Raw genomic sequence first — 26,244 nt, forward strand, 5'->3', positions numbered from 1 at the left:
GCGCACCAGAGTTCGATGCTTCGCGTCGCCCCGGAACGACGATATGTCCCGGCAATTGTTGCCGGTCCCGGCAATTGTGCCCTGGTCATCAGACCGGGGCTTTTTCAATAAGTCATTGATTTTTCGAAGATACCCGCATTGGCATAGCCCTTGCGACTGTCTCCTCCGACTGCGGCCATGGTCGACCGGCCGCCGGGATCGGATTTGGAGACAAAGTTATGGGTATCTTCGATGCAATGAACACCTCGGTGGGTGGCCTGCAGGCGCAGTCCTACGCGCTGCAGAACATCTCCGGCAACATCGCGAACTCATCCACCACCGGTTACAAGGGCATCGGGACCAGCTTCGTCGATCTCATTCCGGACGCCTCGGTGCCGAGCAAGCAGGTCGCGGGCGGCGTGACGGCCAACGCCAAGGCCACCATCACCACGCAGGGCACGATCTCGTCCTCCACCGTCGCCACCAACATGGCGATCACCGGCGACGGCTTCTTCTCGATCCAGAAGGCGACCGGCGTCGTCGACAACGTCCCGGTGTTCAGCGGCGTCACCTACTACACCCGCCGCGGCGACTTCCAGCTCAATGCCAACGGCAACCTGGTCAACGGCGCCGGCTATTATCTGATGGGCACCACGGTCGACCCCAAGACCGGCAACCCGACCGGCAACGTGGCGACGGTCCTGAAATTCCAGAACAACTTCATCCCGGCGCAGGCGACCACCTCGATCCAGTACGCGGCGAACCTGCCGTCCCAGCCGAACACGGCGGCCAGCTCGACCGCGGCGAGCAAGACGCTGCTGGCGGCCGGCGGCCTGAACCCGTCGGACTTCCAGGCCAACCCGCTGCCGGTGGGCACGCCGCCTGCACCCTACACCAACGCGACGGTCTCCGGCGCGGCCGCCACCGGCAACATTCGCTCGGCCTATTCCTCGACGACCGGGACGGGCACGGTTGCGCTCCAGAACAATTCGTCCGCGGTGGCCTCGACCACCACGTCTCTCGACAACACCGTGGGCACGCATCTCGCCTCCAGCATTCTCACCGCGCTGAGCGGCCAGACGCTGACCATCAACGGCAACACGATCACCTTCAACGCCGGCACCACGGTGACGATCGGCACCAACTCCACGATTGGTCTTGGCGCGGGTACCACCGCAACGGTTGCCGACATCCTGAACGCGATTCAGTCGGCGGGCGGTGCCGGTGTCACGGCCTCTCTCTCTGCCAGCGGCAACATCCAGATCTCGAGCGGCACCGGCACCGACGTGGCGGTCAACAGCGGCACGGCAGCGACGGCCCTCGGCATCAGCAGCGTGACGCGCGGCGGCAACGTGCTGTCCTCGCCCGCCATCTCGGGCTCCACGGTGCTGAGCGGCACCGCGACCGCCGGCGGCGCCCAGGTGCTGTCGTCGGGCTTTTCGGCAGGTCCGCCCGCGGACACGATCACCGTTAACGGTCAGACGCTGACTTTCGTGGCTTCGGGCGCGTTGTCGACCGATAACACCCAGATCAACATCACTGACAACATCTCGATGCTGCTCCAAAAGATCGACGCTCTTGCCGGCGCGTCAGGCTCGTCGGTCAGCAGCAGCGGCGTGATCACGCTCAACACCGGCACCGCTTCCAACCTGCAGGTGTCCAGCTCCAACAGCGCAGCGTTCGCCGCGCTCGGCTTCACGTCGACCGTCACCAAGAACCGCGACGGTGGCGGCACTGCGGGCACCGGCGGAGTGATCGGCAACGACATCGCCACGTTCACCAAGGAATCGATCAGCGGCGGTGCGGTCACGGCCTACAACGCCGCCGGCACGCCGGTGAACCTGCAATTGCGCTGGGCCAAGACCGACAGTGCCTCTCTGGGCACGGGTCATAGCGATAGCTGGAACCTGTTCTACCAGACCGACCCGAACGCGACCGGCACGACGGTGGGCTGGGTCAACACCGGACAGACCTTCACCTTTGCGGCCGACGGCTCGCTGACCTCGCCGAGCGGCTCGGGCATCACCATCAACAATGTCAGCGTCAGCGGCCAGTCGCTCGGCTCGGTTGCCTTCAACATCTCCTCGGGCGGGCTGACGCAATACGCCAGCACCAGCGGCGCGGTGACCATCAACACCATCACCCAGAACGGCTACGCCGCCGGTCAGCTCCGCTCGGTCTCCGTCAACAACAACGGCCTCGTGATCGGCACCTTCTCCAACGGCCAGAACCTCGATCTCGCGCAGGTCTCGCTGTCGCACTTCAACGGCACCAACTACCTGAAGGCCCTCGACGGCGGCGCTTACGCCGCGACCGAACAGTCGGGACCTGCGATCGACGGCGCGTCGGGCACCATCAGCGGCTCGTCGCTCGAAGGCTCCAACACCGACATCGCCGACGAGTTCACCAAGCTGATCGTGACCCAGCAGGCTTATTCGGCCAACACCAAGGTGATCACGACGGCCAATTCGATGGTGCAGGACCTCCTGAACGTGTTGCGCTGATCGCGCGTGACGTAACCAAAGGCGGGTAAGTACACATGGGTTTGAGTTCAGCCCTCGCCAGTGCGATGAGCGGTCTGCGTGCCAACCAGGCCGCGCTCTCGATCGTCTCTTCGAACGTCGCCAATTCGCAGACGCCGGGTTACGTCGTCCAGACCCCGAACCAGATCGAGGTCACCACCGGCGATTTCGGCTCGACGGCGATGACGACCGGCGTCAGCCGGGAGCTCGACACTTTTGTGCAGAACCAGCTGCGCACCGAGACCGGCGGCAGCGGTTACGCCGACCAGATGGCCAACATCCTGAAGCAGCTTCAGAATGTCTATGGCACGCCCGGCAATAACGGCACGCTCGAAACCGCGCTGAACAATTTCACCACGGCGCTCCAGGCGCTCTCGACGAGCTCGGGTTCGTCGTCGGCGCAGACCGTTGCGCTGGGCGCGGCTCAGGCTCTGGCGCAGCAGCTCAACGTCACCACCAGGGGCATCCAGTCGCTGCGCTCCAACGTCGAGCAGGACCTCGGCACCTCGGCGCAAGCCGCCAACGCGGCGCTGCAGCAGATCGCCGACATCAACACCAAGCTCCAGGGCCTGTCAGCCAACGATCCCTCGGCCGCGACGCTGATGGACCAGCGCGACCAGGCCATCAACACGCTGTCGAAATTCGTCGACGTGCGCGTCACCACCGACGGTTCGAACCAGGCTAACATCTACACCACGACCGGCGTCCAGCTGGTCGGCGCCGGGCTCGCCTCGCAGTTCACCTTTGCCTCCGCCGGCGCACTGTCGGCGACCTCGCTCTACAACATCGACCCGGCCAAGTCCGGCGTCGGCGCGCTCAACATCAAGCTGCCGAACGGCTCGCAGCTCGACGTCGTCGCCAACAACGTGGTCTCGTCCGGCCAGATCGCGGCCGACCTGAAGCTGCGCGATCAGACGCTGGTGCAGGCGCAGAACCAGATCGACCAGCTCGCCGCGACGATGTCGAGCGCGCTGTCGGACAAGACCACGGCCGGCAGCACCGTCTCGGGCCCGCCGGCCGGTTTCGACCTGGAGCTCGCCGGCGCGCAGCCGGGCAACACGGTCAACATCACCTACACCGACACGACGACCAACACCCAGCGCCAGATCACGCTCGTCAACGTGACCGATCCGGCGGCGCTGCCGCTCCAAAACGCCACCAATGCCAATCCGATGCGGGTGGGCGTCAATTTCTCCGGCGGCATGAGCGCGATCGCCGCCGCGCTCAACACCGCGCTCTCGGGCTCGCATCTGTCGTTCTCCGCGGCGCCGTCGCCGGCGACCGCCACGACGCTGCGGGTGACCGATGACAACACCGGCCTTGCCAAGGTCAATTCGGCCTCGACCACCAAGACGATCTCGTCGCTGACATCGGGCAGCCCGCAACTGGCGGTGTTCACCGACGGCGGGCAGGCGCTCTACACCGGTGCGATCACGGCGTCGGGCTCGCAGATGACCGGCCTTGCCGGGCGCATCGCCGTGAATACGCAGCTCGTCAGCGATCCCACGCGGCTGTCGGTCTACAGCACTTCGCCGGTGACGCCTGCGGGCGACACCACGCGTTCCGACTATCTCTATTCGCAGCTCACCAATGCGGTGTTCTCCTATTCGCCGACGACGGGCCTCGGTTCGGCGAACCAGCCGTTCACAGGCAGCGTCTCGAACTACCTCCAGCAGTTCCTGAGCATTCAGGCCAACGCCTCGACCCAGGCCACCCAGCTCCAGCAGGGCCAGAGCGTCGTGGTCTCGACGCTCCAGGCCAAGTTCAACTCGACCTCCAGCGTCAATCTGGACTCGGAGATGTCGAACCTGATCCAGCTCCAGAATGCCTATGCCGCCAACGCCCACGTCATGTCGGTGGTGCAGGGCATGATGAACACGTTGCTCCAGGCTCAAGCGTAAAAAGTAACAGGGCTCTGAAACATGTCGATCAGCAGCATCAACTACTCATCGTCGGTCCTCGGCGCGCAGATCCGCAACATCAATCAGCAGCTGACCGACCTGTCGACGCAGCTCTCGACCGGCAAGCTGTCGCAGAACTACTCCGGCATGGGCACCAACGAGGGCTTCGCGATCGCCTCGCGCGCGCAGCTCTCCAACATCGCCGCCTATACCGACACGATCACCAACGTCAACGTCAACATCAACCTCGCCAACACCGCGCTGCAGTCGCTGACGACGATCCGCAACACGGTGCAGACCGGCTCCGCCAGCACCGCGCAGGATCTCAACGTCAACGGGCAGACGGTTGCGCAAAACACCGCCGCGGCGCAATTCGGCTCGATGGTCGGCGTGCTCAACACGCAATCGGGCAACCGCTATCTGTTCTCCGGGACGGCCGTCAACACGCAGTCGGTCGCTGACGCCGGCGACATCATCAACGGCACGACGACGCAGGCGGGCTTCAAGACCGTGATGGCGGAGCGCCAGGCCGCCGACTTAGGGGCCAACGGCATGGGGCGGCTGGTGCAGACGCAGCCGACGCCGAGCTCGGTCCAGGTGTCGGAAGACGTCGCCGGTTCGCCGTTCGGGCTCAAGATCAAGGCGGTATCCTCGACGCTGACGGGCGCGACGCTGACGGGCCCGAGCGGCTCGCCGGTGTCCTTCTCGGTCGATCTCAACGGCGTCAATCCGAACAATGGCGACAAGCTGAGCGTCCAGTTCACGCTGCCAGATGGTACGACCGAGCAGATCGATCTGACCGCCTCGACCGCCACGCCGACGCCGGCCGGCAGCTTTGCGATCGATACGACCACTCCGGCCAACACCGCGACCAATCTCAACACCGCGCTGAACACTGCGATCCTGAAGCTCGCCAACACCTCGCTGGTCGCGGCGTCGGCCGTGACCGCCGGCGATAATTTCTTCAACACCGCAAGCTCCGCGATCGGCACGCCCTTCAACAACCAGGCGGCACCGCCGGCGCCAGTGACCGGGGCGACGGCGCTGTCCGGTGCGAGCCCCTCGGACTCGATCTCGCCGGGCTTCGTCGCCGGCGACACCATCACCGTCAACGGCACCACGCTCACCTTCGTCAGCTCGGGCGCGACCGGCAACCAGCTCAACGTCACCGACAGCATCCAGACCCTGCTGAGCAAGATCGACGCGATCACGGGGACTTCGAAGCCGTCGACCGTCCATGGCGGCGCGATCACGATCAACACCGACGATGCGGCGAGCCTGAACATCACGAGCTCGAATACGGGTGCGCTGGGCTCGCTCGGTTTCAGTGCGACGCCGGTCACCGCCACGCAGCCGCCGCTGCGCGTCGGCTCCTCGCCGGCGAGCTCGGCGACGACGCTGGTGAACGGCTCGGCCAACACCGTGAAATGGTACCTCGGCAATGACGGGCCCGGCTCGCCGCGCTCCACCGCGATGGCGCGGGTCGACGATTCCGTCACGGTGCAGTATGGCGCGCAGGCCAACGAGGACGCGATCCGCCGCCAGTTGCAGGCGATCGCCGTGTTCGGGACCTTCTCGACCTCGCCGACCGGGCAGTATTCGGGCGGGCAGGTCTCGGCGCTGAGCCTGCGGGTGACGCAGGCGCTGACCCAGCAGCCCGGCCAGCAGCGCATCGAGGACATCCAGACCGACATCGCGATGGCCCAGAACACGATGAAGGACGCGACCACGCGCCAGACCCAGGCCAAGGCGCAGCTCCAGAGCATCGTCGATCAGGCGGAATCGGCCTCGCCCGACCAGGTCGCGAGCGAGATCCTCGCGCTCCAGAACGCGCTCCAGGCGTCCTATCAGGTGACCTCGAACCTCGCGCAGCTCTCGCTCGTCAAGTTCCTGTAAGGTTGCGTTAAGACGCCGTTAACCATGCCTGTTTACCTCTTGGTGAGGATTGCAGCGGGGGCGGAGCGGTCGATGTCTGACAGGATGCAGCTGGTGGTGGCGACGCCGTGCTTCGGCGGGCAGGTGTCGAGCATCTATGCGAGCTCGATCTTCGCGCTGCAGCGCGCCGTCCACGGCATGTCCAATCTCGAGCTCAAGGTGCACTTGCGCGACGGCGATGCGCTGATCACGCGGGCGCGGGCCAACCTGGTCGCGATGTTCCTGGACGATCCCAACGCGACGCATTTCCTGTTCATCGATGCCGATATCGGCTTCAAGCCGGAGCAGGTGTTCCGGCTGATCGAATGCGGCGCGGACGTCGTTGCGGGCTGCTATCCGATCAAGCGGGTCAACTGGGACAAGGCCGCGCGTGCGATCCAGTCAGGTCGGGCCGACGTGCCGGCCGCCTCGCTCGACTACGTGCTCGAGATCGAGGATCCCGACCGCATCGTGGTGGTCAACGGCTTTACCCGCGTGCGCTATGCGGGCACGGGTTTCCTGATGATCCGCCGTCACGTGCTGGAGGCGATGTGCCGCCATAGGGACTACGCCAACCTTCAGTTCTTCCGCGAGCACTCGCATGACACGCTGGCGGCGAGCCAGAACCGGTTCGCGCTGTTCGAATGCATGATCGACCCCGCGACCGGCACCTATCTCTCCGAGGACTTCGCCTTCTGCAAGCGCTGGACCGATATCGGCGGCGAGATCTGGGCCGACATCCAGAGCTCGCTCGATCACGTCGGGCCGTCGGTCTTCCACGGCGATATCGCATCGCAATTCGCACCGGCGCCCGCGGCGGCGGCCGACGCGGCCTGAGCGCTCCGGGATGAGCACCGGCGCATCCCGTCCGGCCGACATCGAGCGAGCGTCCGACGGCGGCTCGCGCTATCGCCTGCGCGATCTCTTCACCCCGCTCGACACGCTGCTGGTCTCCGGCGGCGATCCGCGCCTGACGCTCGATCCTGACGATCGCGTCAACGCCTATGGCTGTGCGCCATCGCCGGAGCCGGAGATCTGGAATTTCGCCTCGTCGACCGCATCCACGATCTCGCAAGCAGCTTACGACCGCGCCGCGCTGGCGCGCGAAGAGCTGATGCACCGATGCCTGTTAGACGAGGTCGAGGTCGCCTTCGACGCACGTGGCGAGGGCATCCGCGAGGAGCTGCGCGGGCATCTCCAGCTTTCGCCGCGCGTCGACATCGTGTTCTCGCCGTCAGGCACCGACTCTCAGCTCCACGCCTTGTTCCTGGCGCGCGCGGTGCTCGGCGCACCGCCGGTGACGATTGTGGTCGGCGCCGATCAGACCGGAAGCGGGACGGCCCATACTGCGGGCGGGCGCCATTTCAGCACGCTGACGGCGAGCGGCCTTGCGGTGCGCAAGGACGGCGCGGTGGCCGGCCTTGCCGGTGACAGCATCGCGGTGCCGCTGCTCGACGCCGCCGCGTCCGACATCGCGATGCGCGCCGATGCCGACGCTGCAGTAATGCGTGCAATCGAGAACAGCCTCGCGCAAGGCCGGTGCGTTCTTCTGCACATCATGGATTCGTCAAAACTCGGCTGGCGCGCGCCGAGTGCTGCCTGCCTCGATGAGATCGCGCGGCGCTGGCCGCGCAAGGTTCAGGTGGTCGTCGATGCCTGCCAGGCGCGACTCGGCCGGCGCCGGCTGCGTTCCTATCTCGATCGCGGTTACATGGTGCTGATGACCGGCTCGAAATTCTTCGGCGGTCCGGCCTTCAGCGGTGCGCTGCTGGTGCCGAAGGGGCTATCGCGGTCGATCGACCGGATTGGCGCGATCGCGCCCGGCATCTTCGACTATGCCGGCCGCTGCGACTGGCCGATCGCCTGGACGGCGCTGCGCTCGCGGTTCGAGCGCCGGCCGAATTTCGGTCAATGGCTGCGCTGGGAGGCGGCGCTTGCGGAGATCGGCCGTTATTATGCCGTGCCCGGCGCATTCCGCGCCAGGGCGCTGGCTGAGCTCGCTTCCGGCATCGACAGCATGATCAAGCTGTCGCCGGCGCTTCGCCCCGTTCCGAACGCATCTGAGAACGGCGGCGTCGACGACGAGGAATTCGCACGAGGCACGATCTTTCCGCTCGCGTTGCTGCGCGGCGGCGAGCCGGTCTCCATCGCCGAAACCAGCGCGGTCTATCGCGCTCTGGCCCGCGACATGAGTAGTGAGATCGACGGCAGTGCCGCGGACCAGCAGGTGGCCGCACAGCGCTGTCTCGTCGGCCAGCCGGTGCGGCTGGAGCGGACGGACGGCAAGCCGCAGGGATTGCTGCGGCTGTGCGTCGGCGCGCGGCTCGTCACCGAATCCTGGTCGGCTGACGCCGCCCAAGCGCAACGCAATTTGCAGCATATGCTCGATCGCATCGCCCACGTGCTGGCGAAGATCGAGCTGCTGCTCGACCGTGCGGCGACTGTGCCGGGAAAGTCTGTGCTCGAGACCTAAGATGCTGCCTCCTGTTTCTGCGCCGAACGGCATGACCACACCGAACTATTCCGACCGCATCGGCTTTGCGCAGTTGACGCGCCGGGCCTTCGAGGGCGGCGACCTGCATCCGTTGCGCGAGCATCTGCTGGCGCGGATCGCGGAGGGGACCGCGGAGGCCGGCGAAGGTCTCGATCTGTCGCTGGTCGCCCAGCTGCTCGGCGAGAAGGAGGCCGGCCTCGTGATCCAGACCGAGGTGCTCGCCTTCCATCAATTGTTCCGCACGCCTTGCGCGGGCACGAAACCGCGCATGCGCGTGCTGGCGCTCGCGGCCGATATCGACATGGGCGGCAACACCCCGATCGAGTTTCTGCTCGAAGGCTCCGACATCGAGCTGCTGACGCTCTACGTGGTCAAGGGCGTCGGTCTGCCGGAGACGTTGCCCGATCACGACGTGGCCATCGTGGTCGCCTCCGATTCCGAGGAATGCCGCGAGGCGCTCGCCGTGATCGAACAGGCTGCGCCGCGCTGGCCGCGGCCGCTGCTCAATCGCCCCGAGCTGATCGGCAATCTCGATCGCGACAAGCTGTATCGGTTGCTGGCTGATATCCCCGGTCTCGATATTCCCGTGACCGCCAACGCGACCCGTGCGCAATTGACGGCTCTCTCAGAAGACCGGATCGCTTGCGCGGAGATTACGAGCGAATTGCACTTTCCAATGATCGTACGGCCGCGCGGCACGCACGCCGGCGTCGGTCTTGCGAAGGTCGACGATGCTGCCGCGCTGAAGGCCTATCTGGTCGAGCGACAGGAGCAGGACTTTTTCGTCGCGCGTTTCGTCAACTACGCGAGCCCCGACGGGCTCTTTCGCAAGATCCGGCTCACCATGGTCGACGGCGAGCCTTATGCGTGTCACATGGCGATCGCCGATCGTTGGGACATCTGGTATCTCAACGCCTACATGGCGTTCAGCGAGGAGAAGCGCGCGGAAGAGGCCATCTTCATGCAAGACTTCGATCATGCCTTCGCTGCGCGCCACAAGAATGCGCTCGACGAGATGAGCCGGCGCGTCGGCCTCGACTATTTCATCGTCGACTGTGCCGAGAACCAGGACGGCGAGCTGCTGGTGTTCGAGGCCGACAACACCGCGGTCGTGCACAACATGGATCCGCCCGCCGTGTTTCCATACAAGCCGCCGCAGATGCGCAAGATCTTCGCCGCGTTCACGGCGATGCTGTCGCGGCATGCAAAGGTGGGCGAGGCATGAACGAGATCATCCGCAACACGCAAGGCTCCGTCACGCACACCTCGCTCGATCCGCAGGACTGGAGCGAATTCCGCACGCTCGCCCATCGCATGCTCGACGAGGCGATCGACGGCATCGCCAATGTCCGCGCGCGTCCCGTCTGGCAGCCGATCCCCGATGATGTCCGTGCGGCCATCAAGTCCGACGTGCCGCGTGAGGCAACCGATCTCGCCGATGTCTATCGCGAATTCGCTGAACATGTCGCGCCTTACGCGACCGGCAACGTTCATCCCGGCTTCATGGGCTGGGTGCATGGCGGCGGCACGGCGGTCGGCATGGTCGCGGAGATGCTCGCTGCGGGTCTCAACGCCAATCTCGGCGGGCGCGACCACATGCCGATCGAGGTCGAACGCCAGATCGTCGACTGGATGCGCCGCCTGTTCGCGTTCCCGGAAGAAGCGAGCGGCATCTTCGTCACGGGCACGTCGATGGCCAATCTGATGGCGGTGCTGGTGGCGCGCAACGCTGCGCTCGGCACGCTGGCGCGGCAGCACGGCATCGGCAATGACGGTGCGCTGCTCGCGGCCTACACGTCGCGGGCCGCGCATGGCTGTGTCTCCAGGGCGATGGACATCGCCGGGCTCGGCACCGATGCGCTGCGCAAGATCGGCGTCGACGCCGATCATCGCATCGACGTCGACGTACTGCGAGCGCAGATCGCAGCCGACCGCGAGGTCGGCTTCAAGCCGTTCCTCGTCGTCGCTTCCGCCGGCACGGTCGATGTCGGTGCGATCGACGATCTCAGGGCCGTCGCGAAGCTGTGCCGCGAGGAAGGACTCTGGTTTCACGTCGATGGCGCTTTTGGCGCGCTCGCAATTCTCTCCCCCGAGCTCGCGCCATTGCTCGGCGGCATCGAGCTTGCCGATTCCATTGCGCTCGACTTCCACAAATTGGGGCAGGTGCCCTACGACGCCGGCTTCCTGCTGGTGCGAGACGGCGAACGGCACCGGCAGGCCTTTGCCCAGCCGGCGGCCTATCTGAGCCGCGAGGCGAGGGGGCTGGCGGCCGGTGCGGTCTGGCCCTGCGATCTCGGCCCCGATCTGTCGCGCGGCTTCCGGGCGCTGAAGACCTGGTTCACGCTGAAGACGTTCGGCACCGACCGGCTGGGTGCGGTGATCGCGCGAAGCTGCGCGCTCGCCAAATATCTGGAGGCACGCGTGCTGGCCGAACCGCGGCTGGAATTGCTGGCGCCGGTGAATCTCAACATCGTCTGCTTCCGCTACCGGTGCGGCGACGCTGTCAATCGCGAGATCGTCGCCGACATCCAGGAATCCGGCATCGCCGCGCCCTCGGGGACGACCCTGGACGGCAAGTTCGCGATCCGTGCGGCCATCGTCAATCACCGCACGAACGAGACTGATATCGATGCGCTGGTTGCGGCCGTGCTGGAGTTCGGCGGACGGCGGAGCGGCGGAGTGATCGAAGTCGAGGCGCCGCCGCTCGTGGCGCAGTAGCGTCGCTGCATGGCTGAAACGACGACGGCCCCGGAGGCGATCCGGGGCCGTTGTCGTTCGTCAGGTGTGGTCGCCCGCGCGAACGCCTGTGGTCAGGCGGCGCTGCTGACGTCGTTCTTGCCCGCTGCCGCCTTGGGATGCGTGGCCTCGAACTGGCTCCGCAGCTTCTCCTCATAGGCGATCAGCTTGCGGGCATCCTTCAGCGCGCGATAGAGATCGCCGCTCATGATGTTGTTGTTGATGTCTTCGATGATCGGCCAGGCGCTCGGCACCGCGGTAACGATGTCGCGCACCAGGCTGAAATAGGTGCCGTGCTGGGTCTGCGGGTCCGGCGAGATGTACATGAGCTGGACCGCCAGATAGACGAGCTTGGCCGGCGTGTCGGCGGTCTCGGGCGTGAGGATGTCGCGCTCGCGCAGGATCGGCACGTTCTCGCCATCGATCAGGAGGCGGGCACGCTGGTCCGTGTTGGTGATCACGGAGTTACCGACGATGATGCGCTCGTGCGGTTTGAGCTCGACCTTGAGAGCCATGCCTGTTCTCCATCAATCCTTTTGCAGCAAGCGGTCGGTGCGCCCCTTCTATATGGCGACGATCGGCAGCGATTTGGGGCGATCGTCGCGCAACATGGTTAACGGAGAGTAAACGAACACGCTTGTGGCCGAAAACTCAGTGATTCGAGCGTTGTAGCGGTATTCTGGTCGCCTCCGCGGCTGCTCCCGGGAGAGGGCTCGCGTGCTGACGCAGAGAATGCGGGGGGTTCATTTCACGGATTGTTAGAGGCTTGGACGCAGGTTCCGGCGGTCGTCTGACCAATCATGGTCAGATGGGACGCGTAGCTACCAGAAAGGTACCAGTATGTCCGTTGTCCTCTCCGCATCGGTTCGTCAGAACCTGCTCTCTCTCCAGTCCACCGCCGACCTTCTCGCCACCACCCAGTCCCGTCTTTCGACTGGCCGCAAGGTGAACTCGGCTCTCGACAATCCCACTAACTTCTTCACCGCGCAGGGTCTCGACAACCGCGCCAGCGACATCGGCAACCTGCTCGATGGCATCGGCAACGGCGTTCAGGTGCTGCAGGCCGCCAACACTGGTATCACCTCGCTGCAGAAGCTGGTCGACAGCGCCAAGTCGATTGCAAACCAGGTGCTGCAGAGCCCGACGGGCTACTCCGCCAAGTCGAGCGTGACGTCAGCTGCGATCACCGGTGCGACTGCCGACAATCTGCTCGGTACGGGCTACACGAACGCCACGGTCACCGGCGGCACTGTCACCAACGACAACACCACGACTGCCGCCAACATCACGGCTGCCACTAAGCTGGTTGGCACGGCCGGCACTGGTTCCGACAACCTCGGCACCGCCATTACCAACGGTTCGGTTCTGACCGTCAACGGCAAGACCATCACCTTCTCGACTGCGCAGACCACCTCGACCACCGACGCTTCCGGCAATGTCACGATCGGCATCGGCTCGGGCAGCACCTTGGCGGTGAGCGATGTCCTCTCGGCCATCGACGGCATCACGGGAGCCGGCACGGCTTCGACCGTCACCAGTGGCCAGCTTGTGCTGAGCACCGGCACGGCCTCGGACCTGACGATCTCGGGAAGCGGTAACGTGCTCACCGCGCTCGGTTTGACGGCTGGCACCACCGCCCGTGTCCCGCCCGCCATCTCGGGCAAAACGTTGACGATCGGCGCAACCGCTGGCGGCACTGCGACCAACATCACGTTCGGCACCGGCGCCGGTCAGATCTCGACCCTGAACGGGCTGAATACGGCGCTCGCAGCCAACAACCTGCAGGCCTCGATCGACTCGAACGGCAAGATCACCATCACGACGACGAACGATGCGGCTTCCGCGACGATCGGCACGATCGGCGGCACTGCGGCTGGCTCCAGCCAGGCATTCAACGGCCTGACTGCGGCGGCTCCGGTTGCCGACCCGACCTCGCAGGCCCAGCGTGCGAGCTTGGTCGCGCAGTACAACAACGTGCTCGCGCAGATCAACACGACCGCGCAGGATGCCTCGTTCAACGGTGTCAACCTGCTGAACGGCGACACCCTGAAGCTGACGTTCAACGAAACCGGCAAGTCGACGCTGAGCATCACCGGTGTGACGTTCAACACCGCTGGTCTCGGCATCTCGTCCCTGACTTCGGGCACCGACTTCCTGGACAACGCTTCGGCCAACAAGGTTCTGACCACGCTCAACGCCGCCAGCAGCACGCTGCGGTCGGAAGCGTCGACGCTGGGTTCGAACCTCTCGGTCGTGCAGATCCGCCAGGACTTCAACAAGAACCTGATCAACGTTCTGCAGACCGGTTCGTCCAACCTGACGCTGGCCGACACCAACGAGGAAGCGGCCAACAGCCAGGCGCTGTCGACCCGCCAGTCGATCGCGGTCTCGGCGCTGTCGCTGGCCAACCAGTCGCAGCAGAGCGTGTTGCAGCTTCTGCGCTGATACGCGGCGAAAATCGTCACTCAAGGCATCGCGGCGGGGCTTTTGCCCCGCCGCTTTTTTGTTGCGCGCTCGCGCGAGGCCGGGGGAACCGGGGCGCGTTAACGCCTCGTTAACCTTGCTGCTTAAGCCGCCATTAACCTTAATTTAAAGGAGACCCCCTAAGACTGGACGAAAGTGCATTCCCCGATCGGCGAGCACCGATTCGTACAGCGTCGCGCAAGAGGAAGATCCGCCAATGTCCAACATCGTTCTCTCGGCATCAGTTCGCCAGAACCTGTTGTCGCTGCAGTCGACAGCCGACCTGCTCGCCACCACGCAGCAGCGTCTTGCGAGCGGCAAGAAGGTCAATACGGCGCTGGACAACCCGACCAACTTCTTTACCGCCCAGGGGCTCGACAATCGCGCCAACGATATCAGCAACCTCCTCGACGGCATCAGCAATGGCGTCCAGGTTCTGCAGGCCGCCAATACCGGCATCACCTCGTTGCAGAAGCTGGTCGACAGCGCAAAGTCGATCGCCAGCCAGGTGCTGCAAAGCCCGACGGGTTATTCGCCCAAGTCCAACGTGACGGCGGCCGCGATCACCGGTGCAACCGCCAACAACCTGCTGGGCACGGCCTACACCAACAACACCGTCACCGGCGGCACCGTTACCAACGACAATACCACCACTGCCGCCAACATCACCGCTGCGACCAAGTTGGTCGGCACGGCGGGCACGTCGTCCGACAACCTCGGCACGACCATCACCAACGGTTCGGTTCTGACCGTCAACGGCAAGACGATTACATTCTCGACCGCGCAAACCACCTCGACCACGGACTCATTCGGCAACGTCACGATCGGCATCGGCACCGGCAGCGCTCTCTCGGTGCAGACCGTGCTGGACGCGATCGACGGCATCACGGGCGCGGGTACGGCGTCGACCGTCAACGGTAGCGGTCAGCTCGTGCTCAGCACCGGCACGGCCCAGGATCTGGCGATCTCCGGTTCAGGCAACGTGCTCACGGCGCTCGGCCTCACCGCCGGCACCACAGCCCGCGTCCCGCCTCCGCTCAGCGGCGAGACTTTGACGATCGGCGCGACCGGCAGCGGCACCCCCGTCAGCATCACCTTCGGTACCGGCACCGGGCAGATTTCCACGCTCAATCAGCTCAATGCCGCGCTGGCGCCGAACAACCTGCAGGCAACGATTGACCCGACCGGGCACATCAACATCGTAACCAGCAACGATGCCGCTTCGTTGACGATCGGCGCAATCGGCGGCACGGCCGCGGCGAGCGGTCAGCCCTTCTACGGCCTGATCGCGCAGCCGCCCGTCGCGGACGCGAATTCGCAGTCTACGCGCGCCAACCTCGTCGCGCAGTACAACAACGTGCTCGCGCAGATCAACACCACCGCGCAAGACTCCTCCTTCAACGGCGTCAACCTGCTGAACGGCGATACGCTCAAGCTCGTGTTCAACGAGACTGGACGTTCGACGTTGACCATTCAGGGCGTGACTCTCAACGACGCCGGCCTCAGCCTTGCGCCCTTGAACCAGGGCGTCGACTTCCTCGACTCGAATTCGGCGAACGCCATTCTGACTTCGCTCAACGCGGCCAGCACCACGCTGCGCGCGGAAGCATCGACGCTCGGTTCGAACCTGTCGATCGTGCAGATCCGGCAGGACTTCAGCAAGAACCTGATCAACGTGCTGCAGACCGGCTCCTCGAGTCTGACTCTTGCCGACACCAACGAGGAAGCGGCCAACAGCCAGGCGCTCTCGACGCGCCAGTCGATCGCCGTGTCCGCGCTGTCGCTCGCCAACCAGTCGCAGCAGAGCGTGCTTCAGCTCCTCCGTTAAAGGCGGCGCCGACGAAGATGACAGATGATGCAACGGCGAAGCTGAAAGCTTCGCCGTTGTTTTGAGTGAGATCGCTAACGCTCGATTAGTCGAGATCGGCGCAGGCTCCGATGCATCGTTTACAGTGCGCGCTCTCGGATTTATTCTTGAAGCGACGATGAGATCCGGGCCCGTAATTGTCCGGAGACTGTCTGCACTCTCACGTAAGCAAATCTTAAACGGTGCTGCCTAGTGTCGGAATGAATCCTTAAGCCTGCATAACGGGCAAGGAAACTTCCAGGGTGATAAATGTCGAGTTCTGCTGCTTCGGCTTATGCGCGCGTCGCAACGACCACTGCGTCTCCCCGCGACATTGAGGCGCAAACGCTGCTGAAGGCCGCCAACAAGCTGCAAGACGCGATCAACAGCGACGACCCCTTCGGGGAGCAGACGATGCAGGCCCTGATGTTCAACCGCAAGCTCTGGACCATTTTCCTGAGCGAGGCGATGCGGGACACCAATCCGCAGCCGATCGATGTGCGGCAGAAGATCGCAAACATCAGCGTGTTCGTGCTGAGTCAGACCGCGGCGCTCCAGGCCAGCCCGCAGCTCGATCATTTCCGCCCGTTGATCGAGATCAACAGGAATATTGCCGCCGGTCTGTCCGGGCGGCCGTAGACGGAGACGGGTCGTGGCCGACGTCATGAGCATCCTGTCGAGCTCGTACAAGTCGGCCGGCATGTCGATTCCAAGCAAGACCAAATACGTTCCGGTCGATTCCTCGCTCTATCAGGGCACGTGGACGGGCAAGTATCCCGACGGAAAGACGTTCTCGCTCAGCATCTCGCAGATCGACGGCTTCCGCGGGCAGGTCCACTATCAAAGCGGCAGCACGTCTCAGTACCAGCAGGTGCTGATCAAGGACTCGGCGTTCCGGTTCGGCAACACCAAGTTTATTCTGACGGGTAACGGCACGGCCCAGATCAAGAACGTCGTCACCGACCCCGCGACCGGGTCGACCTACATCGACACCGCCCAAGCGACGCGGAGCACTTGATCAGGCGCTGAGGTCCGTGTTGAGCGGACGCGTCGGTTCGGACTTCAAGTCCAGTGCATGGAAGTAAGCGCGCCGGCGCAGCATGGCTTCGTCGGGGAACTGGTTGACCACCGCGTCCGTCCTGTCATTGACGACCTGAAAGACGAAGGATGCTGCTGCCTGGTCGAACACGACCTGGCGCGAGACGTTGTCGTTGCTGTGCACATCATTGCGCACGATCGCGCTCGCATCGCTCGCGGCGACCGTCTGGCTCACCGGAAGATCAGTTTGCACGGCTTCATTCGCCGCCGCATTCGACGTCGTTGTGATCTGCACGGGGGCCGGGATCCCCACCGGCCTGATGCTGAAATCTGTACTCATGGCAGCCTCCTGGTTGCCTTACTTGAGTCAAATCCCAACCCCTCTAATAACGCAACATTGGAACACCAGGACTGAAGACCCGGTAAGCAAACGTGCCTAACCACGCGACGATACCGTCGCGCGGTTTTTCGTAAAATTGTCGCTTGTCTTCGACTGCGCTCAGAGCGAGCGGCTGACCGCGAGCGGCGTGATGTGGCGCGGGCCGGGAGCAGCGCGACGCCCGGCGGCGGTATAGGTGTTCGGTACGTTGCGCTTCTGGATCTCGGCATTGACGCCGCGCACGACGCTCTCGGAGACCGCATGCGCGGTTGCGAGCACCGTGAGATTGACCTGGAGCATCGCGCGGAACGCATCGTGGTGGCGATGCAGCGTCGAGAGCAATTCGGGCGCGGATTTCGCGAGCTGGGCCTGGTTCGCCTTCAGCTGGCTGACGGCGCCGACATAGTTGCGCGACAGCTCCTGCTTCCTGCTCTCGAGAGTCATCGCCTCGCGCACCTTTCCGGCCCGCACCAGCTCGGTCTCGCGCTCGATCAGGCCGAGCAGGGCGCTCATGGCGTCCATCAGGTCTTCGGCGAGCTTGCGCGCCTCGGCGCTGCCGGGCGCGGTGTTCGGGCGCTGCGCTTGCATCGGCTGACGTGAGGCGTTGAACTGGTTCATCTCGTTGGACCTTATGCCGTACGAAGCGTGGTTTTCGCCTGCTGGATGATGAGGGTGCGATAGACGTCGCGGGCGACACCGACGCCGCCGGCATTGGCGAAGTTCTTGGAATATTGCTCGGTCAGCATCGAACGCCACACGCCGGTTCCGGGCGTGCTGCCGAACGGGCCATCGCCCTTCAGGCCCGAGGTCATCTGCGAGAACATGCTGTTGAGGAACATCGCCTCGAAATCGGTGGCGGTCTTCTGCGCCTTGGCCTGTTGCTGCGGCGCGACCTTTTGCAGGGCGGCCGCGAGCTCGAAATCGGGGCGGCCGTTGCGGCTCTCGACCGAGAACGCCGGGGCGTACGTCGTGAGGTGCGGGGTATTGATCGTGCTCGTCTGCATCACATCACCTCGATGTCGGCTTCGATCGCACCGGCGGCCTTGATCGCCTGGAGGATGCTGATCATGTCGCGGGGGCCGATGCCGAGGCCGTTGAGGCCGTCGACGAGCTGCTGGAGCGAGACGCCGTTCTTGACGAGGGCCAGCTTCCTGCCGTCCTCGGTGACGGTGACGCTGCTGCGCGGCGCGACCACGGTGCGGCCGCGCGACAGCGGGTTGGGCTGGCTCACCTGCGGGCTCTCGGAGATCGTGACGGTGAGGTTGCCCTGCGCCACCGCGACTGTGGCGACGCGGACGTCGCGGCCCATCACGATGATGCCGCTGCGTTCGTCGATGACGATCTTGGCGGCGAGATCGGGATCGACCTGGAGCTGCTCGATCTCGGTGAGAAAGGCGACGACGTTACCCTTGAACTCCGGCGGGACCGACAGCTGCACCGTCGAGGGATCGATCGGCTCGGCGGTCTTGACGCCGAGATAGTCATTGACCGCCGCCGCGATGCGCTTGGCGGTGGTGAAGTCGGCGTTGCGCAGCGCCAGGCGGACGTTCGGCAGGCGGTTGAGCGCGAACTCGATCTCGCGCTCGATGATGGCACCGTTGGCGATGCGCCCCACCGTCGGGACGCCGCGCACGATCTTGGCCGCCTCGCCCTCGGCCTGGAAGCCCGAGATCGCGAGCGAGCCCTGCGCCACCGCATAGACATTGCCGTCGGCACCGAGCAGGGGAGTGACGAGCAGGGTGCCGCCCTGCAGGTTCTTGGCATCGCCGAGCGCGGAGACGGTGACGTCCATGCGCGTGCCCTGGGTGGCGAAGGCCGGCAGATTGCCGGTCACCATCACGGCGGCGACGTTGCCGGTGCGGATGGTGGCGCCGCGGATGTTGACGCCCATGCGCTCGAGCATCGCCTGCAGCGACTGCTTGGTGAAGGGGATGTTGTTGAGCGTGTCGCCGGTCCCGTTGAGGCCGACGACGAGGCCGTAGCCGATGAGCTGGTTCTGCCGCACGCCTTCGATATTGGCGAGGTCCTTGATGCGCGAGGTCGCAGCCGCTGACGTGACTGACAACGCCAGCGCCGACAGCGCGGCGCAGGCCACCCCAGCAATCCTCACCCAACGAACGCCTGGCATCCTCTGCTCCCCAAGGCTTCCAAAGAGCCTCCTCAAATCGAAAAGACCTGCACGACACTCCCATGACGAGCTGGTCCGGCGCTTTCCTTGCGAGCGCTGTGCCAACGTGGGGCAGAGGGATTAGGCGGTTGAATAGGTTGAATAAATCTGTTTCGACCGGTGTCAGCGGGCGTTCGCCTTCAGGAGCGAAACTGCCGCCTGTCGGCAGATTTTGCCGGGCCGTTTACGGGTCGTTAACCATAAAACGGCGAAGGTGAGGCATCGATCACCCGGATTGCTTCCGATGCGCATCTACGGACCGAACGGCACCACGCTTGGAACGCCGGCCAGCCAGGCCAGACGAACCGGCTCTGGCACCTTCGTGCTGCCCGACACCTCCTCGGCGCAGGAGACGCGGAGCGCCGCTGCACCGAAGGCCGCAGCCAACATCGACGCCCTGCTCGCGCTGCAAGGCGTCGAGGAGGATCCGGTCGAGCGCCGCAAGCGCTCGGTCGCCCGCGGCAGGACCGCGCTCGACGTGCTCGACGAGCTCAAGATGGGGCTCCTGTCCGGCAACCTCGACGCATCGACCGTGATGCGGCTGCGCGATGCTGCGGCGAACCTGAAATCGTCCTCGGGCGATCCCGGGCTGGACTCCGTGCTCTCGGAGATCGAGCTGCGTGTCGAGGTCGAACTGGCGAAGGTGGGACAGGCGTAGTCACGTTATCCGTCACCCTGAGGTGCGCGCCCTGCAAAGCAGGGCAAGCCTCGAAGGGCGACGGCCCCGCTGAAGCATCTCGGCCATGCATCCTTCGAGGCTCCCGGCGCGATGCTGTGCATCGCACCACTCGCACCTCAGGATGACGGGACTTCTGTAAGCGATCTTCGCACGCACCCTACGCCGCTTCCTCCTTCAACTGCGCGTCGTAGCGGCGCTGGGCGGCGAGCACGTCTTTCAGATTCTGCTCGGCCCAGTCGCGCAGGGGATCGACGGCGGCGGCGAGCGTCAGCCCGAGCTGCGTGATCGAATACTCAACCGTCACGGGCACGGTTGCGATGGCGCGGCGTCTGATCAGCCCGTCGCGTTCGAGCGATTTCAGAACCTGGCTCAGCATCTTCTGCGAAATGCCTTCAATCGTGCGGCGCAACTGATTGAAGCGCATCGGTTCTTCGCGCAGCAGCAAGAGGATCAGCACCGCCCATTTGTCGCCGACGCGGTCGAGGATCTGGCGCGTGGGGCAGTTGGCTGCATAGACGTCGGGCTTCATCGTCGGGTCCTCAATCCATACCGGTCGCCTGCGTGCGCCGGTTCGTTATGCCGGTTACTCCAGCGTAATCAGGTAAGCACAAAGTGCTCTCTTAACACCAGCATTCTTTGCGATATCTAGTCACCGTTAGTTACTATAGAAGCAAAGGAGCCTTCCATGAAAATCGCAGTCGCCGGCGCCTCGGGCCGGGCCGGGTCGGAGATCACCAAGGAGCTGTCGCGCCGCGGCCACAGCGTTACCGCCATCGCCCGGAACCCGGAGAAGATTGCGGCCCTGCCAAATGTCACGCCGACCAAGGGGGACGTGCTCGACCAGGCGGGCTTGACCAAGCTGTGGGCCGGGCACGACGTGGCCGTGAGTTCCGTCCACTTCCTGGCCAGCGACCCGCAGAAGCTGATCGGCGCGGCCAAGGGGTCCGGGGTGGGCCGTTACCTCGTTGTCGGCGGAGCCGGCAGCCTCGAAGTCGCCTCCGGCGTGAAGCTGGTCACAACTCCCGGTTTTCCGGCTCAGTACAAGGCCGAGGCGGAGGCGGGCTCCGCCTTTCTCGACCTGCTGCGTCAGGAAAAGGACCTGAACTGGACCTTCATCTCGCCATCGGCGCTGTTCATCGAGGGGGAACGCACCGGCAAGTTCCGGCTCGGGACCGACCTGCTTCTCGCAGATGCGAACGGCAAGAGCTGGATCAGTTTCGCCGACTATGCCATCGCGCTCGCCGACGAGGTCGAGAAACCGGCCCATCTGAAGCAGCGTTTCACGGTCGGTTACTAGGCCTTCGGCCGCTCCCGGGCCCTTCAGGATAAACCTTCCTGTGCAAGGGCTTGGGAGCGGTAACCGGACGCTCAGGGAAATATTGTCTGTCACAGGAGGCCGCTATATAACGCCCCGCTCAACGGACCCCGTTCCGTTTGCGAGTCGTTGCTTAGACAGATAGGCCGCCCTTTGGAAAAGTTGAAAAACTACCGACCGACCGAAAAAGAGCCTTTCATGAACGACCGGCAGAAGGAGTACTTCCGTTTGAAGCTCCTCGCCTGGAAGGATGAGATTCTCAAAGAGTCCAAGCTCACCCTGCAAGCCCTGCAGGAGGAGAACGTGAACCACCCCGATCTTGCCGATCGGGCATCGTCCGAAACCGACCGCGCCATCGAACTCCGCGCCCGCGACCGCCAGCGCAAGTTGATCGCCAAGATCGACGCCGCGCTCCAGCGTATCGAGGACAACACCTACGGCTATTGCGAGGACACCGGCGAGCCAATTTCGTTGAAGCGGCTCGAAGCCCGGCCCATCGCGACGCTCTCGGTGGAAGCGCAGGAGCGCCACGAGAAACGCGAGAAGGTTTATCGCGACGAATAAGGTCCGAGCCGCAGCGATGCGGCTCTTTGTTTTTGGACGCAAGGCGCCATTTCGCGCCGTGCTCGGCATTTTGCCTGTCGCTTGCCACCGCCCGCATCAACGTGTGAGCGCAATCGCGAAAAGTGAATCGCGATCAATGGGCTAGACTCGAGTCCTCCGAGCTCACGTGAGTTCGGATGAGAAACTACCTTCACTTCAGGTGCGGGACGTTTTGCGAGTCGCATCAACTAGATCGGCTCGGATGCTCAGTGGCTGATCCAGCTGCATCAAGCAGCGCTGCAATCAGGCCTCGCGCGACGCCAGGAGGCGTGCGTCCCCATAAAGCCGCGACCAGCTCAATATTTCCTTAAACGCCGGCAGCAGCCCGTAGGCCGCATCCGTCAGCTCGTACTCGACCCTTAGGGGTTTCCCCGCAAAGGCCGTTCGGGACACCAGCCCGTCCTGTTCGAGCTCGCGCAGTTGCATGGTCAGCATGTGCTGGGTGATGCCGCTGATCGACCGCCGCAAGGCGCCGAAGCGAACCGCGCCGTTCATCAGGGCGAACAGGATCTCCAGCTTCCACTTGCCGCCGAGGGCATGGATGGCCCGCTTGAAGTCGGCGAGCAAGACGGGATCGGGGCTGCAATCGCAGTCGCCGTCGCAAGAGTTGGTCAGGTTTTCCATACCGGTCTCGAAATCCATTCTACTTGTCCGCAAGCACATAGTGACCAGATGCGGCCTTGAGCAGGGCGTTGGTGGAACCAATTTACCGGCCCGCAACGAGGGAATTTGGCAATGAGCATTGTTCTGGTCACCGGCGGGTCGGGCTTCGTCGGCATCCATGTCGTCCTGCAACTTCTGGCCGCCGGTCACGCGGTGCGGACGACGGTGCGCCGGCCGGAGCGTCAAGCCGACGTGCTGGCCATGTTGCGCGAGGGTGGGGCGGCTTCGCCGGAGAGCGTATCCTTCGTCACGGCCGACCTCGTCCGGGACGAGGGGTGGCGCGAGGCGGCTGCGGGTTGCGACTACGTGCTCCATGTCGCCTCGCCGCTGTCGACCAGTGTTCCCAAGGACGAGAACGAGATGATCATCCCGGCCCGCGACGGCACGCTGCGGGTGCTGCGCGCCGCGCGCGAGGCCGGCGTCAAACGCGTCGTCATCACCTCGTCGCTGGGTGCGGTCGGCTACGGCCATCCGCCGCGCGAGAAACCCTTCGACGAGACCGACTGGACCAATCTCGGCGGCGCCGACGTGCAGCCCTACATCAAGTCCAAGACGCTGGCCGAACGGGCGGCCTGGGATTTCATTGTGCAGGAGGGCGGTGGGCTGGAACTGTCGGTCGTCAATCCCGCCGGTATCTTCGGTCCCGTGCTGGGGCCGGATTTCTCCGGCTCGATCGAGATCGTCAAATCGCTGCTCGACGGTGCCATGCCGGCGGTGCCACGGGTCTATTTCGGCGTGGTCGACGTGCGCGACGTCGCCGATCTGCATCTGCGGGCAATGACGGCGCCGCAGGCCAAAGGTGAGCGCTTCATCGCCGTCTCCGGCGCCACGATGTCGATCCTCGACATCGGCAAGGTGCTGCGGCGGGAACTCGGGCCGGCCGCTCGCCGGGTTCCGCGACTCCAGGCCCCGGACTGGCTGGTGCGGCTGGCCGCGAACCGGATTCCGTTGCTGCGCGCGGTCGTGCCGATGCTCGGAAAGGTCAGGCATTCCACCAGCGCCAAGGCGCGGTCGCTGCTCGGCTGGCAGCCCCGCTCCAACGATGAGGCAATCCTTGCGACCGCCGAGAGCCTGATCCGGCTTGGCCTCATCAAGCCGTGAGACCGCCGCCCGCGCTTGTCAGGCCGGAGCGGGGATGCTGAACTGCCGTCCCTTGATTGGGTAACGTGGGAGGCGGCGCCGATGGACAAAATTCTCGAAGCCGCAAAGGCGATCGCGCTGGCGCGCCGCAACCATGCGCCGCTTGCGGTCCTCGAGGCTCCGCCGGCTGACGAGGACGAGGGCTACCAGGTCCAGCGCGCGCTGCACGATCTGCTGCTGCCGAATGTCGGCCCGCTCGTCGGCTACAAGATCGGCTGCACCAGCCAGGTGATGCAGGACTATATCGGCATCCCGCACCCCTGCGGCGGCGGCGTGTTCCAGAAGGGCGTGCATGAGAGCGGTGCGAAGCTCCAGGCCTCCAAATATGTTCGCGTCGGCGTCGAATGCGAGATCGCGGTGCGGCTCAAGCGTGACCTCGCCGCCGGCGAGGCGCCGTTCACGGCCGAATGGGTCGGCGAGGCGGTCGAGTCCTACCATCCCGCGATCGAGATCGTCGACGACCGCTACGTGAAATGGGAGACGATGGGCGCACCGACGCTGATCGCCGACGACTTCTTCGCCGCCGGTTGCGTGCTGGGTCCCTCGGTGCCGCGCTCGTCGGTGCCGGACCTGAATGCGGTCAAGGGCCGTGCCATCATCAACGGCGAGGAGGTCAGCCACGGCACCGGTGCCGACGTGCTCGGCCATCCCCACAACGCACTCGCCTGGCTCGCCAATCATCTCGCCGCGGAAGGCAAGGGGCTGCATGCGGGGCAGCTGGTTCTCACCGGCAGCCTGGTGAAGACGCTGTGGCTGAAGGCCGGCGACAAGGTGCGGATGGAGCTCGACGGGCTCGGCGTGGTGGAGGCGGAGTTCAAGTAGTGCTCCCTCCGCGTCATTGCGAAGAGCTCTTCGCGAGGAAGCAATCCAGAATCCCTCCGCGGAAAGATTCTGGATTGCTTCGCGGAGCCTGTCATCGGGCCGCGCTTCGCGCGGACCCGTTGGCTCGCAATGACGGAGTGTGAGGCAACAGCGTTGCTAAAATGTCGCGAGCCTCGCTCGCTATGTGTAGTTTTCTGAATTTCAGACGGAGCGCACCTTGCGCCCGCCGGCGATCGGGTATATGAGCCCCGTCCCATTCAACCTGCGCGTTCAACAATGAGGAGACCAGCTGTGAGTACTTTGTGGCGATCGACACATTCCGTGCCGACGCTCTCAGTGCGTCCGGCTGACAGTCATCCAATCATGTTGAACGACAATGGCACATTCATTGATTCAGCGCCGGCGGGAGGCCGAGCGCGCGCGGGTTGAAGCCTACGAGCTGTCGCTGCGGCATGTGTCGCAGCGGACGCGTCCTCCACCGGATTTCGAGACCGCGATCTATGAGGCCAAGCGTGGCTTCGAGGCCGACATCGTGCGCGATGCCGAAGCCTGGAAGCCGCGGATGAAGACTCGCGATGCCGCGCGTCTTCGTCTTGCCGCGGCCCGCTATCTCTTCGCGCGCTATCCTGTCGCAGAACATCTGGAGCAGATCTGGATCGACGGCGCGGGCCTGGGCGCGGACGAGATCCGTTTGCGCAAGCGCTGGTACATCGTGGCGGCCGGCGGTGGTTCGCTCTACGCTGCCGGTGCGGCCGACCGGATGTCTCGCAAGGAGGTCCACGCGTTCCTCAATCCCTTGGGGAACGTCGGCTTCGAGGCTGCGATCTGGCAGGCGATTGCGCGGTCCTATGCGAACGATCCCGGCATTGCGCTGCGGATCGCGCGCACCAGGATCACGCAGACGCCTCGTGCCGAGCACGGCTTCTGGCGCGAGGTGGTGCGCTTCTTCTGCGCGTATCCCACCACGATCGAGGAGATGGACGATCTCTACGATTACCTCGCCGCTTGCTACCGGCGTAATCGTAAGTTCAGCCTCAAGGGACGCTCGCTGGTCTCGCTCGGCCGGCAGATGCACGAATGGCATCGCGATCTCGATGCGATCGCTCGCATCGAGGCCGCGCGCCGTCGCGCCGAGGCCCTGCAGAACCGTGCGCGCGGGCTGGCGGCGGAGCCCGTCGACGAGGCCTGGCGAGGTGCGGCGATCGCGGACTGGTCCTGGACGAATTCGTCCAAGGATCGGGCCAAGCGTGAGGAGTATGTCGTGGTCCAGCTGCGGACCGCGGACGATCTCGTGGCTGAGACGCGCGGCATGCGTCACTGCGTCGCCAGCTACGCGACAAAGTGCATTGCCGGGCATGCGTCGATCTGGTCGCTCCGCCGCCGCGCCGGAGGCAGTGTCCAGCGGCTGCTGACCATCGAACTGGATCCCCGTTCCCGGGCGGTTCAGGTTCGCGGGTTTGCAAACCGGCCGCCGCTCGCCGAGGAGAGCAAGATCCTCGAGCGGTGGGCGCAAGCACGCGGGATCATGCTGCTGTGAGAGTTGCCTGCGCCGCTACGGCGGCGCAGGCAAAATACATGCGGCC

At 64.7% G+C, this 26,244-nt stretch carries 24 protein-coding genes; 17 read left to right on the forward strand and 7 right to left on the reverse strand.

Going from position 1 to position 26,244, the window contains the following annotated elements:
* Positions 1-218 precede the first annotated feature (218 nt).
* From JQ603_RS23455 to JQ603_RS23485, 7 genes are all read left to right on the forward strand, one after another.
* A complete protein-coding gene (locus tag JQ603_RS23455) occupies positions 219-2,483 on the forward strand; it encodes a flagellar hook-basal body complex protein (protein ID WP_212342942.1) in 2,265 nt (754 codons plus the stop codon).
* Between the two features lie 35 nt (positions 2,484-2,518).
* Positions 2,519-4,402 carry a flagellar hook-associated protein FlgK gene (gene flgK, locus JQ603_RS23460; protein ID WP_212342944.1) on the forward strand — a complete coding sequence of 628 codons (1,884 nt, stop codon included), beginning with the start codon at positions 2,519-2,521 and terminating at the stop codon, positions 4,400-4,402.
* 21 nt (positions 4,403-4,423) lie between these two features.
* The gene (locus tag JQ603_RS23465; RefSeq protein WP_212342946.1) at positions 4,424-6,298 is read left to right on the forward strand and encodes a flagellar protein; all 1,875 of its coding nucleotides are present in this window, start codon (positions 4,424-4,426) and stop codon (positions 6,296-6,298) included.
* Positions 6,299-6,370: 72 nt separating this feature from the next.
* Complete coding sequence (locus tag JQ603_RS23470; RefSeq protein WP_212342952.1) at positions 6,371-7,153, forward strand: hypothetical protein; 783 nt, start codon at positions 6,371-6,373, stop codon at positions 7,151-7,153.
* A gap of 10 nt (positions 7,154-7,163) precedes the next feature.
* Positions 7,164-8,789: a hypothetical protein gene (locus JQ603_RS23475; RefSeq protein ID WP_212342953.1), complete on the forward strand. Its 1,626-nt coding sequence runs from the start codon at positions 7,164-7,166 to the stop codon at positions 8,787-8,789.
* 1 nt (position 8,790) lies between these two features.
* Positions 8,791-10,035 (forward strand): ATP-grasp domain-containing protein, encoded by a 1,245-nt coding sequence (locus tag JQ603_RS23480; RefSeq protein ID WP_212342954.1) that lies wholly within the window; start codon positions 8,791-8,793, stop codon positions 10,033-10,035.
* Positions 10,032-11,528 (forward strand): pyridoxal phosphate-dependent decarboxylase family protein, encoded by a 1,497-nt coding sequence (locus JQ603_RS23485; RefSeq protein WP_212342957.1) that lies wholly within the window; start codon positions 10,032-10,034, stop codon positions 11,526-11,528. Before JQ603_RS23480 ends, JQ603_RS23485 begins: the two co-directional genes overlap by 4 nt.
* 92 nt (positions 11,529-11,620) lie before the next feature.
* On the opposite strand, the gene flbT is transcribed toward JQ603_RS23485, so the two are convergent.
* Complete coding sequence (gene flbT / locus JQ603_RS23490) at positions 11,621-12,061, reverse strand: flagellar biosynthesis repressor FlbT (RefSeq protein ID WP_212342958.1); 441 nt, start codon at positions 12,059-12,061, stop codon at positions 11,621-11,623.
* 325 nt (positions 12,062-12,386) lie between these two features.
* Here flbT and JQ603_RS23495 point away from each other — a divergent pair, with 325 nt between their 5' ends.
* From JQ603_RS23495 to JQ603_RS23510, 4 genes are all read left to right on the forward strand, one after another.
* Positions 12,387-13,991: a flagellin gene (locus JQ603_RS23495; RefSeq protein WP_212342959.1), complete on the forward strand. Its 1,605-nt coding sequence runs from the start codon at positions 12,387-12,389 to the stop codon at positions 13,989-13,991.
* Positions 13,992-14,226: 235 nt separating this feature from the next.
* Positions 14,227-15,837, forward strand: a complete 1,611-nt coding sequence (locus JQ603_RS23500; protein ID WP_212342960.1) for a flagellin — start codon at positions 14,227-14,229, stop codon at positions 15,835-15,837.
* Between the two features lie 288 nt (positions 15,838-16,125).
* Entirely contained in the window at positions 16,126-16,494 is a 369-nt protein-coding gene (gene flaF, locus JQ603_RS23505) for a flagellar biosynthesis regulator FlaF (RefSeq protein WP_183240137.1), read from the forward strand.
* Positions 16,495-16,507: 13 nt separating this feature from the next.
* Entirely contained in the window at positions 16,508-16,873 is a 366-nt protein-coding gene (locus tag JQ603_RS23510) for a hypothetical protein (protein WP_212342961.1), read from the forward strand.
* Here the strand turns inward: JQ603_RS23510 and JQ603_RS23515 are convergent, their stop codons facing one another.
* The 4 genes from JQ603_RS23515 to JQ603_RS23530 all read right to left on the reverse strand — a co-directional run bounded on the left by JQ603_RS23515 (position 16,874) and on the right by JQ603_RS23530 (position 19,400).
* Positions 16,874-17,233, reverse strand: a complete 360-nt coding sequence (locus JQ603_RS23515; protein WP_212342962.1) for a hypothetical protein — start codon at positions 17,231-17,233, stop codon at positions 16,874-16,876.
* Positions 17,234-17,392: 159 nt separating this feature from the next.
* A complete protein-coding gene (locus JQ603_RS23520; protein ID WP_212342964.1) occupies positions 17,393-17,890 on the reverse strand; it encodes a hypothetical protein in 498 nt (165 codons plus the stop codon).
* Positions 17,891-17,901: 11 nt separating this feature from the next.
* Entirely contained in the window at positions 17,902-18,276 is a 375-nt protein-coding gene (gene flgJ, locus JQ603_RS23525) for a flagellar assembly peptidoglycan hydrolase FlgJ (RefSeq protein WP_212342965.1), read from the reverse strand.
* Complete coding sequence (locus JQ603_RS23530; protein WP_212342966.1) at positions 18,276-19,400, reverse strand: flagellar basal body P-ring protein FlgI; 1,125 nt, start codon at positions 19,398-19,400, stop codon at positions 18,276-18,278. Before JQ603_RS23530 ends, flgJ begins: the two co-directional genes overlap by 1 nt.
* Positions 19,401-19,683: 283 nt before the next feature.
* Here JQ603_RS23530 and JQ603_RS23535 point away from each other — a divergent pair, with 283 nt between their 5' ends.
* Positions 19,684-20,097, forward strand: coding sequence for a flagellar assembly protein FliX (locus tag JQ603_RS23535; RefSeq protein ID WP_212342967.1), 414 nt, complete (start codon positions 19,684-19,686; stop codon positions 20,095-20,097).
* A 178-nt stretch (positions 20,098-20,275) separates the two neighbouring features.
* On the opposite strand, the gene JQ603_RS23540 is transcribed toward JQ603_RS23535, so the two are convergent.
* On the reverse strand, positions 20,276-20,647 hold the full coding sequence (locus tag JQ603_RS23540; RefSeq protein ID WP_025037390.1) for a winged helix-turn-helix transcriptional regulator: 372 nt from the start codon (positions 20,645-20,647) through the stop codon (positions 20,276-20,278).
* Positions 20,648-20,803: 156 nt separating this feature from the next.
* Between JQ603_RS23540 and JQ603_RS23545 the strand changes: the two genes are divergently transcribed.
* Both JQ603_RS23545 and dksA read left to right on the forward strand, forming a co-directional pair.
* Complete coding sequence (locus JQ603_RS23545; RefSeq protein ID WP_212342968.1) at positions 20,804-21,415, forward strand: NAD(P)-dependent oxidoreductase; 612 nt, start codon at positions 20,804-20,806, stop codon at positions 21,413-21,415.
* Positions 21,416-21,631: 216 nt separating this feature from the next.
* Positions 21,632-21,997, forward strand: coding sequence for an RNA polymerase-binding protein DksA (gene dksA / locus JQ603_RS23550; protein WP_008554760.1), 366 nt, complete (start codon positions 21,632-21,634; stop codon positions 21,995-21,997).
* 282 nt (positions 21,998-22,279) lie between these two features.
* On the opposite strand, the gene JQ603_RS23555 is transcribed toward dksA, so the two are convergent.
* Entirely contained in the window at positions 22,280-22,678 is a 399-nt protein-coding gene (locus JQ603_RS23555) for a winged helix-turn-helix transcriptional regulator (protein ID WP_212342969.1), read from the reverse strand.
* 93 nt (positions 22,679-22,771) lie between these two features.
* Here JQ603_RS23555 and JQ603_RS23560 point away from each other — a divergent pair, with 93 nt between their 5' ends.
* From JQ603_RS23560 to JQ603_RS23570, 3 genes are all read left to right on the forward strand, one after another.
* Positions 22,772-23,800: an SDR family oxidoreductase gene (locus JQ603_RS23560; RefSeq protein ID WP_212342970.1), complete on the forward strand. Its 1,029-nt coding sequence runs from the start codon at positions 22,772-22,774 to the stop codon at positions 23,798-23,800.
* A gap of 81 nt (positions 23,801-23,881) precedes the next feature.
* Positions 23,882-24,661, forward strand: a complete 780-nt coding sequence (locus JQ603_RS23565) for a 2-keto-4-pentenoate hydratase (RefSeq protein ID WP_212342977.1) — start codon at positions 23,882-23,884, stop codon at positions 24,659-24,661.
* Between the two features lie 376 nt (positions 24,662-25,037).
* Positions 25,038-26,198 carry a PcfJ domain-containing protein gene (locus JQ603_RS23570; RefSeq protein ID WP_212342985.1) on the forward strand — a complete coding sequence of 387 codons (1,161 nt, stop codon included), beginning with the start codon at positions 25,038-25,040 and terminating at the stop codon, positions 26,196-26,198.
* Positions 26,199-26,244 lie beyond the last annotated feature (46 nt).

Origin of the sequence: Bradyrhizobium liaoningense (genome assembly GCF_018130825.1) — a bacterium.
In the GTDB taxonomy this organism is placed as follows: domain Bacteria; phylum Pseudomonadota; class Alphaproteobacteria; order Rhizobiales; family Xanthobacteraceae; genus Bradyrhizobium; species Bradyrhizobium liaoningense_B.